Consider the following 304-nt stretch of genomic DNA (forward strand, 5'->3'; position numbering starts at 1 on the left):
CTTGACGACCAGAACGTCCACGGAGCTGATTATCGATACGACGACTTTCATGACGTTCAGTACCGATTACCGCAAGACCTTGATATTCTGGATTTGGATGTTCTTTAACACCAGGGCCAAGCTTGATGTCTGTACCACGACCAGCCATATTGGTCGCAATGGTTACCGCTCCTTGTTGACCTGCATTCATAATGATTTGTGCTTCACGGAAGTGGTTTTTCGCATTCAAAACTTCATGCGGGATTTTAGCTTCGACCAATTTTTTCGAAATAATCTCAGAAGTTTCAACAGCCACAGTACCAAT

1 protein-coding gene is annotated in these 304 nt (G+C 44.1%); it reads right to left on the bottom strand.

Going from position 1 to position 304, the window contains the following annotated elements; genetic code table 11:
• The coding region (locus ETC27_RS17880; protein ID WP_500690366.1) for a preprotein translocase subunit SecA at positions 1 to 304 on the bottom strand (304 nt) is incomplete at both ends.

Origin of the sequence: Onishia niordana (assembly GCF_004798965.1) — a bacterium.
In the GTDB taxonomy this organism is placed as follows: domain Bacteria; phylum Pseudomonadota; class Gammaproteobacteria; order Pseudomonadales; family Halomonadaceae; genus Onishia; species Onishia niordana.